We start from the raw sequence: 9,686 nt of genomic DNA on the forward strand, positions 1-9,686 counted from the left end.
TGGGACTGCTGCACGTCTTGGTGACAGGTTGGGTTAGGCGGCTTGGTCGGCCGGTGTGGTCATGATGGTCTCGAACTCGATGGGGGTCAAACGTCCCAGGCGGGCTTGTCGTCGGCGGCGGTGGTAGGTCCGTTCGATCCAGGTCACGATCGCGATGCGGAGGTCGTGGCGGGTGTGCCAGCGGCGCCGGTCGAGGACGTTGTTCTGGAGCAGGGCGAAGAAGGATTCCATGGCGGCGTTGTCGCCGGCGGAGGCGACCTGGCCCATCGAGCCGGTCAGGTCGTGACGACGCAGGGCGGCCAAGTACTTCCTGGACCGGAATTGACTGCCCCGATCGCTGTGCACGATGCAGCCGGTCACTTTGCCGCGGCGGGCCACCGCCATGGCGAGGGCGTCGACCGCGATGCGGGACTTCATCCGGTCACTGATGGAGTAGCCGACGATCCGGTTGGCGTACACGTCCTTGACCGCGCACAGGTACAGCTTGCCCTGGCCGGTGCGGTGCTCGGTGATGTCGGTCAGCCACAGGACGTTCGGGCCGGACGCGGTGAAGTCGCGCCGTACGTGGTCGTCGTGGGCGGGCGGGCCTGGCTTCTTCCCGTTGGTGCTGCGCTTCTTGCCGAACACGCTCCACCACCGGTTGGCCGCACAGATCCGCCACACCCGCCGGTCGCAGCCGGTGTGGCCGGCGGCGCGGACTTCATCGGCCAGCAGCCGGTAGCCGAACTCCGGATCATCGTGGTGGGCGTCGAACAACGCGTTCGCCAGAAACGCCTCATCGAGTTCCCTGGCAGTGACCGGACGGGCGAGCCAGCGGTAGTAGGGCTGGCGGGCGAGCTTGAGGACCCGACACGTCACCGTGACGGGGATCCCGTCAGCAGCGAACTCCTTCACGAGCGGGTACATCATTTTCCCGGCAAGTTGGCCTGCGACAAATACGCCGCTGCCCGACGCAGGATCTCGTTCTCCTGCTCCAGCAGCCGGTTACGGCGCTTCAACTCCCGCAGCTCGGCCGACTCCGCGGTGGTCACACCGAGCCGGTGGCCGTCTGCGACATCAGCGCGCTGCAGCCAGTTCCGCAGACACGACTCACTGATCCCGAAGTCCTTCGCGATCTGGGCAATCGGAGCCTCGCCACGACGGGCCACCGCGACCACGTCGTCACGGAACTCCTTCGGATGGGGTCTAGGCATGGTCAACATCCTTCCAGCAGGACCTCACGGCCCCACAGATCGAATGTCACCTACTCGTGCAGCAGTCCCCTTACCCGCTCGGCTGGTCCATCAGCGGCTCCGCGGACGGCGTAGCCTGGACCGAGATCCAGCCCGAGAGCGCCGGCCCGGCCAACCAGGGCGACTGGACCACCTGGACCGGTTCCGTGGAGGGCTTCCGCTACATCAAGGTCACCACGCACGGCCGCAGCGCCCCGTGGGGCACCGCGCTGTGGGAGCTGCAGGTCTTCGGCACCCTCGACGGCCCCATCATCGAGCCCGAGGAGCCGTTCCGCTCCACCGTCGTCCCCGCCCCCGCGAGCGTGACCGAGGGCACCGAGGGTGACTACGTCCTCACCTCCGACGCCGCAATCGTGGCCACCGGCGACGCCATCGCCACCGCCAATCAGCTGGCCGAGACGCTGCGCACCTCCACCGGGTTCGAGCTCCCCGTGACGGCCACCGGCCAGGGCATCACGCTGGCGATCGACGCTGAGATCACCGAGCCCGAGGGCTACGTCCTCACCGCGACCGCCGACGGTGTCGAGGTCCGCGCCGGCGCCCAGGCCGGGCTGTTCTACGGCGCCCAGTCGGTGCTGCAGCTGCTGGGCCCGTGGGCGCACTCGCCCGAGACGGTCGCCGTCGACTGGACGGTGCCCGGCATCACCGTGACCGACGCCCCCCGCTACGAGTGGCGCGGCTTCATGCTGGACTCCTCGCGTTCCTTCTACCCGGTGGCCGAGGTCAAGCAGATGATCGACCAGATGGCCCAGTACAAGCTCAACGTCCTTCACATGCACTTCGCGGACGACCAGGGCTGGCGCATCGCCATCAGCAACGAGGGTCGAGTGGAGGGTGACACCATCGACTACTCACTGCTGACGAGCGTCTCCGGCGGCACCGCCGTCGCCACCACCAACTGGACCGACCTCCCCGGCCGAACCGGCTTCTACACCGCCGACGACTTCGCGGAGATCATCGCCTACGCGGACAGCAAGCACATCGCGATCGTCCCCGAGGTGGACGGCCCGGCGCACTCCAACGCCATGCTGCACGCCCTCCCGGAGCTGAACACCGCGGGTAGTTTCTCCGGCCTCCCGGCAGCCCAGCGCGACGGCACCGTCGCCGCGCCGGTCAACACCACCACCTCGGTGGGGGAGTCCAGCCTGGATCCGGGCAGCGAGGTGACCTACACGGTGCTGACCCACGTCCTCCAGCAGATCGTGGCGCAGAACTCCAGCCTCGTGGCCGGGGAGCGCTACCTCCACATCGGCGGCGACGAGTCCCACAACACCGGGGCCGAGCCCTACCGCACCTACATGCAGCGCACGGGTGAGATCGTCACCAGCCTCGACGCCATCCCGGTCGTGTGGAACGAGGCCGCCGGCACCGCTCCCGAGCAGCTGCCCGACGGCACCATCGTCCAGCACTGGGCGGGCGACACCGCTTCGGCCCGGAACTTCGTGAACAACCACGACGGGCGGGCGCTGGTCTCCCCGGCCAGCCGCGCGTACCTGCCGCAGGTGCCCGGCACCGGCATCACCGGCCCCAGCTGGGCCTGCGGCGGCGGCTGCGGCATCAACGCGTTCTACGACTGGAACCCGCTGACCTTCATGGGCCTCACCAGCGACGACCAGGTGGTGGGCGTCGAGGCGCCAATCTGGTCGGAGCACCTGCGCTCGCTGGGCTCGGCCGAGTTCCTGATGTACCCGCGGCTGATGGCCACCGCCGAGGTGGCGTGGAGCCCGCAGGCCGTGAAGGACATCGACAACTTCCGTGAGCGTCTCGTCGACGTCGCCACGTCGCTGACCTCGCAGGGGCGCAACTTCTACTACGGCGACGCCACCTGGGGAGCCGACCTCGCTGCCCTGGTCCACGAGGGTCTCACCGAGGACGACGACGCCGTCGAGGTGGCCGTTGCGGCCATCCCCGCCACGCTGCTGGCCGACGTCTCGGCGGTGCTGACGCTGAACGGGTCGGACGTTCCCTTGGAGGTTTCCGTGGATCGTCCGTTCCAGCTGGACACGGGCAAGTTCGACGGCCGCCAGGTCAACGGACTGTTCCGGTTCACGCTGGCCGACTCCCTGCCCGAGGGCGACTACACCGGCACGCTGACGGTCACCGCCGACGGCGAGACCCTCACCACCGACGTCGCGCTCGCCATCGGTGAAGGCACGGGCATCGAGCCCACGCCGACGCCGAGCACCACGGTGACCGTGACTGCGGAGCCCACCGCCACCGCGACGGCAACCGTGACGGCCACCGCCACGTCCACCAGCACCGCAACCGTCACAGCGACGGCGACCGCGACGGTCACCACCACGCCCACCGAGACCACCACGGTGGACGTGACCGAGACGGCCACCTCGACGGCGACGGCCACCCGGACCGTCACCGCGCCGCCGACGACCGCCACCGGTGAGCCGACGACGTCGCCCACCTCGGAGCCCACGTCCGCGCCCACCAGCGACGGCCCCGTGGACCTGTACACCACGCCCGGTTACCACAACGTCAACGGGCGGGAGTGGTTCACCGAGTGCGAGCCGTACTCGCAGACCACCCGGTGCCGCACGGACATCTGGGCGAGCCAGGTGCGTGTGGTCGACGGTGAGCCGCGCTGGGTGCACGGCTGGGCGTTCAACAACCTCACGTACCTGCCGTTGGACAGGTCGGTGTGGGGTGACAACCCCCTGGCGAACAACACCGCCTGGACGGCTGAGGACGGCCGGGAGTGGTACACCGAGTGCGACACTGCCACCACTGGTGCCAATGGCTGCCGCAGCCACATCTGGAGCACCGTGTGGGAGGCCACCAGCCCGGGTGCTGCGACCTTCCACCAGGTGGACAAGTGGGTGTTCAACAACATGGTGAGGTTCAAGTAGGGCTTGACCGACCGCGTTGGTCCCCGGCACGGCTTCCGTGCCGGGGACCGTTGCGTTCAGCGCGAACTAATGATCAGCGGCGGGCATCCGTAGTCTCAGGCAGGCCGGCCGCGAGGATCCCGCTGTCGGCAGTCACGAGAATTGCCCGATCCCCGCGGACCCTTCGGTCCGAAACCTCGCCGCCCACTTGCGCGCCGTCGGCGGCGAGGTCATGAACATCTTCGCCGCGACGGCGGACCGGCCAATCGTCTTCAACGATGAGCTTGGCCAAGCGCAGACGAGCGCGCGGAGTGAGAGCAGCATTAGCGTGGGACACGAAGGCCTCCTGTGTGAGAAAAGTGGTTCCTGGACAGCTCCACTCTCGCAACGGGAGGCCTTCACCCGTCAACAGCTCACACGCAATTCACGCAACAACGTCCCTGGACATCACACCTAGTCGGTGTCGATGCAGGCGCGGGGTTCGTGGGCGTGCGGGCGGCACCGTTGGAAGACGCCGTACTGCCGGCTGGCGAGCTTTGGGAGGCGACCGTCGCTACCCCGATTGACTAGCGTTTGCTGGCCGTCTTGTGCTGACGGCTGGGTGGAGTTGAGGTTCTCGTGAGATCGGACACCGCTCAACAGGGGTCGGCGCCAGCTCGTGCGGTCCGAAGTCAGAGTGCGGCGGCTCCGGCCTCAGCCACAGTCTGGTCTTCCTCGATGCTACCGGTGGACACTCCGATGGCTCCGACGATGACGCCGTCGCGGACCAGCGGAATGCCCCCGGGGAACACGACGATACGGCCACCGTGAGCGTCGTTGAGTCCGTACAGGTCGCCCGTCGGGCGCGTTGCCTCGGTGAGGTCCTTGGTCTGGGTCTGGAAAGCGATGGACGTGTACGCCTTGTTGATGGCGATGTGGATGCTGCCAATGTTCGCAGTATCCATCCGCACGTGTGCCTTGAGGTTGCCTCCGGCGTCCACGACGGCGATGTCCTGGGGCTGTCCGATCTCCTCAGCGCGCGCGATGGCGGCATCGATGACGCGGCGAGCGTCCTCAAGGGTGATGGTGTCCTGGATCTTGGGGTTCGACATGGTGTCTCCTCTTCATTGAAGGTCAGGTGTTGCGGGTGTTAGGCGTCGCGTGAGCGACGACTGGGGTGGAGCCTCGGCCGGCCCCGATGAAGGCCTGACAGACATGGGCCGGCCGAGGGGTTGAAAGTTCCCGTCAGGCGACGGGAAGCAGTGCGATGGAGAGCGCGGCGGCGAGCGCGCCTCCGATGAGCGGGCCGGCCACGGGCACCCAGGAGTACGCCCAGTCGGAGGTGCCCTTGCCCTTGATGGGGAGGATGGCGTGAATGATGCGAGGCCCGAGGTCGCGCGCGGGGTTGATGGCGCTCCTCAGAAGGTGCGGATCGGGATCTCCGCGGGAGCCTCGAGAAGTTCGCGAATCTCGTCGTCAAGCTTGACAAGCGTGATGGACGCGCCCGCCATGTCCAGCGAGGTGCAGTACTCGCCGACATAGCTACGGGTTGGGGTGATTCCCTGGGCCGCGAGCTTCTCGTGTGCGATGCCGTACAGAAGGTACAGCTCGCTGATGGGGGTGCCACCGAGACCGTTCACCATCAGCGCGACGTCATCGCCGCTGCTGTAGGGGATGTCGCTCACGATGGGCTCCAGAAGCAGGTCGACGATCTCGTTCGCCGGGACCCACTTCTGACGTGCACGGCCGGGCTCACCGTGGATACCGATGCCGACTTCGATCTCGTCGTCGCGGATCTCGAACAGCGGCTCGCCCTTGGCGGGCGGGGTGCAGGCGGTGAGCGCCACGCCCATGGTGCGAGTGACGGCGTTGACCTTCTCGCCGATCCGGACGATCTCGTCGAGGTCCTTGCCGGCCTCAGCGGCAGCGCCGACGGCCTTGATGACGAAGAAGTTGCCGGCGACGCCGCGGCGACCGATGGTGTACAGCGAGTCCTTCACCGCGACGTCGTCGTCGATGAAGAGGGTGCGCACCTTGATGCCCTCTGCGGCAGCGAGCTCTTCTGCCATTTCGAATGCCATCTTGTCGCCGGTGTAGTTGTTCACCAGCAGCAGCACACCCTTGTCGCTCTTGACGCGGCGTGCGGCCTCGACGACGAAATCGGTGGGCGGGGCGGCGAACACGTCACCGGGGCAGGCGGCGTCCAGCATGCCCTTGCCGACAATCATCACGTGTGCGGGCTCGTGGCCGGAGCCGGAGCCCTGGATGATAGAGACCTTGTCGTTGTTGGGCGCATCGGCGCGGACGATGAGGTTGTACTTCGGGTCGTACGTGAGCGTGTCGGGGTTCGCCAGGGCCAGGCCCTTCAGCATCTCCGGGACGAACGCCTTCGGGTCGTTGATGAACTTCTTCATTGTGTTCTCACTTTCTTTGTGTCGGATGGGTAATGGAGGGAGGGTAAGTCGTTACCAGGCCTCGGCGACGCGCTCGCTGAGCACCGCTATCGCGATGGCGCCGGGGTCAGGGGAGCCAATGCTGCGCTCACCTACGTAGGACGCTCGGCCGCGGTGTGCCTCGAGCTTCGCGGTCTCTTCGGCGGCGGCGCGCGCGGCCTCAGCGGCGTGCTGAGCCACGGCCTTGCCGTCCAGACCCTTACCGAGGTCCGCCTCGATGGCGTCGGTGAGCGGGACCAGAGCGTCGAGCAGCGTCTTGTCTCCCAGGGATGCGCCACCTCGCTTCATGATGCCCTCGATGGCTGAGCGGAGCATCGCGACCACATCGGCCTGGGTGATGTCGTTCTTGTCCTTCACGGAGATCGCAGCGCGCAGGAACGCGGTGCCCCAGATCGGGCCGGACGTACCGCCGATGCGGCCGGACATCGTTGTCGCGACCTTCTGAATGAAGGTGCTGAGATCCGACCGGTCGTACTCATCCCACTCGGCGATGACGTTCTCGAACCCGCGAGCGAGCGAGTATCCGAAGTCACCGTCGCCGGCGACGGCGTCCAGGTCGCTGAAGTACTTCTCGTTGTCGACGCACGTCTGTGCGATGAGCTTGATGACGCTCTCGACGCGGGCGACGCCCGCCTGGCTGAAGGTGCTGCTCATGATGTTCCTCGGCTTCGGTTATCGGATGGTGAGGGCAGTGAGGGTGTCGAGAGTGACCTGGCCGGTCTCCTCGACGCCGCGCGGGTTGGAAAGGAAGTGTGCTGGCGTCTGCGGCTGGTCGCCCAGGCTGTCAACGACCAGTGCCGCCTCGGTGAAGTCCTCATCGGCGGTATAGCTGGACACCGTCACGACGGTGGCGATCCCTGCCGCAGCCGCGGCGCGGAGCCCGTTCTGACTGTCCTCGACGACGACGGCGTCCGTTGCGTCGATTCTCAAGTCCCGCAGAGCGAGCAGGTAGATGTCCGGTGCCGGCTTCTTCGCTGGGACGACATCTCCTGCGTAGACACGGAACCAGGAGGCCGCGTCCTCGCCGACCGCATGTTCCAGCACAGCGCGCACCGATTCTTCGGCGGACGTGGATGCGACGGCGAGCAGCCATCCTGCGTCATGGGCGGCATTCACGATTCGGGCGATTCCGGGCCGCCCCGGCATCTCGCCGGCTCGAACCTTCGCCGTGTAGCGGTCAGTCTTGAACCGATGCCACTGCTTGACGAGGTCGATCTGCGCAGCCTCATCGGTGGGCAGGTTCGCCGATGCAACGAAGTCGCTGGTGAGAAGCGAGGCGAGACGCTCCTTACCGCCGCCAATTCGCACCTTCTCGGCATAGTCCTCTTCGGACCAACGCACGGGAAGATCGAAATGCGCGAAGGTGTCGTTGAACGCAGGCAGATGACCGTCGCGCTCGGTGTCTGCGAGCACTCCGTCGCAGTCGAAGATCAAGGCGCGAGTCACGGCTTGGCGGCCTTCGCCTTGGCTGCCGTGCCATCGGAGCCGAACCATTCGATGTGGTCACCGATGACGCTGGTGACAGCATCACCGATGGCAGTCACCAACTTCGGCGGATCCCAATGGTTGTTGGCGCGCGCCCAATCGAGATGCTCCGCCGATGCCTGCATGTACGCGTGCTTGACGGCTGTGGAGATGTTGATCTTGGAGACGCCATTGTCGATGAAGGCGCGGAAGTCGGCCGGCTCAAGGCCGGTTCCTCCGTGAAGAACAATTCCCTTGTCCGTGAGGTGCGCGAGTTCGCGGGCGCGCTCAGGGAGAAGGGTCGGCTTGGACGTGAACAGGCCGTGGCTCGTGCCCAACTGCGGGGCGAGCAGGTCAGCACCGGTGCGCTCCGCGATGGCTGCGAGCTGGTCGACGGTATACGCGTGGTGGGCTTCGTCGCTGCCGACTCCGTCTTCGACCCCGAGGATGTTCTCGATCTCGGATTCGACGTCGACGCCCGCTGCGTGAGCCTCCTTGACGACTTCCGTCGTCTCACGCTCTGCGTCAGCAAGATCACGGTCAGAAGCATCGAAGAGAACCGATGACCACCCGGCGGCAATGACGTCAGAGAGGACAGAACGGTCCGGGCAGTGATCCAAGTGGAGCGCGACCGGCACGGATGTGTGCCGCGTGAGCGCCTGGAAAAGGCTCGTGATGAAAGCGGTCCCCGAGGTGCGAACAGTCTTTGTCGAGATCTGGACAATCAGAGGCGAGTCCTTCTCCTCGGCTGCGGCGATGACCGCGCGCATGCTGATCTCGTCGAAGACGTTCACAGCGGGAACCGCGTATCCGTGCTTCCGCGCTCCCGTCGTGAGACGACGAGTTGATACGGCCATAGTCCGATCTCACTTACTTGTGTCAGGCTCTGCCTCAGCGAGCTCCGGCCAGAACATCCTTCGTTCCGGTCCTCATGGTCCAGAGTACATGGCTATACAACTCTATACAAGAGGGACTAGGTAAGATCATGTGGAAAGTTTTGGGGCTCTTCACAGAAGAGAGTGGATGAGGGGTCTGAAGCCGCCGGCGTCGAGTAGGCAGCGGGCGATGTAGTTGGTGAGGTTGCGGAAGCCTCTGGCGGTGCCGCGGAGGTGTTCCATCAATCCGTTGAATCTCCTATGTCTGTCAAGCCCCGGTGAGCTCATTCTGAGCGGCGGTGTTGAGGCGGCGGTAGATGTCGCGGGCGAGGTAGCGCTTGAGGCAGCGACGGATCTCCCGGAGGGTGCGCCCTTCGGCGGTACGGCGCTCGACGTAGGCGCGGGTTCGCGGGTCCATTCGCATGCGGGTGACGACGGCCATGTGGAGTGCTCGGTTGAGGCGCCGGTCGCCACCCCGGTTGATCCGGTGCCGGACGGTGTTGCCCGATGACGCGGGGATGGGGCTGGTTCCAGCGAGGCTGGCGAACGCGGACTCGGATCGAATGCGGCCCAGGTGTGACCACGCGGTCAGCGCGACGGCGGCGGTGACTGGGCCGATGCCGGGCTGGTTGAGCAGGCCACCGGCGGGGCTCTGCCGGACCAGGTCCGTGATCCGCGTGGTGATCTCCTTGAGCTCGCCGTCGAGGACGGCGACGCGTTTGGCGAGCCGGATCGCTTCACCACGGGCGGTGGCCGTGGCGAGCTCTTCGTCGCGGGTGCGCCACGCCGCGGTCGTGGCGATCTGGGTCGCGGTGAGCGGGCGGCGGGCATCGATACCTAGGT

At 66.5% G+C, this 9,686-nt stretch carries 8 protein-coding genes and 2 pseudogenes; 1 reads left to right on the forward strand and 9 read right to left on the reverse strand.

The window, feature by feature from the left end; translation table 11 throughout:
* Positions 1 to 33: 33 nt before the first annotated feature.
* Positions 34 to 1,193, reverse strand: a protein-coding gene (locus ACQE3C_RS15135) for an IS3 family transposase (RefSeq protein WP_434539690.1) whose coding sequence is annotated in 2 segments (ribosomal slippage) — positions 34 to 912 and positions 915 to 1,193 — 1,158 coding nt in all. Because the reading frame shifts where the segments join, the coding sequence is not laid out codon by codon here.
* 56 nt (positions 1,194 to 1,249) lie between these two features.
* Between ACQE3C_RS15135 and ACQE3C_RS15140 the strand changes: the two genes are divergently transcribed.
* Positions 1,250 to 4,093 carry a beta-N-acetylhexosaminidase gene (locus tag ACQE3C_RS15140; RefSeq protein WP_434539963.1) on the forward strand — a complete coding sequence of 948 codons (2,844 nt, stop codon included), beginning with the start codon at positions 1,250 to 1,252 and terminating at the stop codon, positions 4,091 to 4,093.
* A gap of 147 nt (positions 4,094 to 4,240) precedes the next feature.
* Here ACQE3C_RS15140 and ACQE3C_RS15145 read toward each other — a convergent pair.
* The 8 genes and pseudogenes from ACQE3C_RS15145 to ACQE3C_RS15180 form a co-directional block, all read right to left on the reverse strand.
* A pseudogene (locus ACQE3C_RS15145) lies at positions 4,241 to 4,409 on the reverse strand (helix-turn-helix domain-containing protein); the annotation flags it as partial.
* 334 nt (positions 4,410 to 4,743) lie between these two features.
* On the reverse strand, positions 4,744 to 5,163 hold the full coding sequence (locus ACQE3C_RS15150; protein ID WP_042540859.1) for a GlcG/HbpS family heme-binding protein: 420 nt from the start codon (positions 5,161 to 5,163) through the stop codon (positions 4,744 to 4,746).
* Between the two features lie 133 nt (positions 5,164 to 5,296).
* A pseudogene (locus tag ACQE3C_RS15155) lies at positions 5,297 to 5,464 on the reverse strand (aquaporin); the annotation flags it as partial.
* Positions 5,465 to 5,469: 5 nt separating this feature from the next.
* The gene (gene dhaK / locus ACQE3C_RS15160; protein WP_434539964.1) at positions 5,470 to 6,465 is read right to left on the reverse strand and encodes a dihydroxyacetone kinase subunit DhaK; all 996 of its coding nucleotides are present in this window, start codon (positions 6,463 to 6,465) and stop codon (positions 5,470 to 5,472) included.
* Positions 6,466 to 6,516: 51 nt separating this feature from the next.
* Positions 6,517 to 7,158: a dihydroxyacetone kinase subunit DhaL gene (gene dhaL / locus ACQE3C_RS15165; protein WP_434539965.1), complete on the reverse strand. Its 642-nt coding sequence runs from the start codon at positions 7,156 to 7,158 to the stop codon at positions 6,517 to 6,519.
* Between the two features lie 18 nt (positions 7,159 to 7,176).
* Positions 7,177 to 7,950, reverse strand: coding sequence for an HAD-IA family hydrolase (locus ACQE3C_RS15170; RefSeq protein WP_292679902.1), 774 nt, complete (start codon positions 7,948 to 7,950; stop codon positions 7,177 to 7,179).
* Positions 7,947 to 8,825 (reverse strand): class II fructose-bisphosphate aldolase, encoded by an 879-nt coding sequence (locus tag ACQE3C_RS15175; protein ID WP_042540849.1) that lies wholly within the window; start codon positions 8,823 to 8,825, stop codon positions 7,947 to 7,949. Before ACQE3C_RS15175 ends, ACQE3C_RS15170 begins: the two co-directional genes overlap by 4 nt.
* A 286-nt stretch (positions 8,826 to 9,111) precedes the next feature.
* The coding region (locus ACQE3C_RS15180; RefSeq protein ID WP_434539652.1) for a transposase at positions 9,112 to 9,686 on the reverse strand (575 nt) is incomplete at its 5' end.

Origin of the sequence: Aestuariimicrobium sp. Y1814 (assembly GCF_050113895.1) — a bacterium.
In the GTDB taxonomy this organism is placed as follows: domain Bacteria; phylum Actinomycetota; class Actinomycetes; order Propionibacteriales; family Propionibacteriaceae; genus Aestuariimicrobium.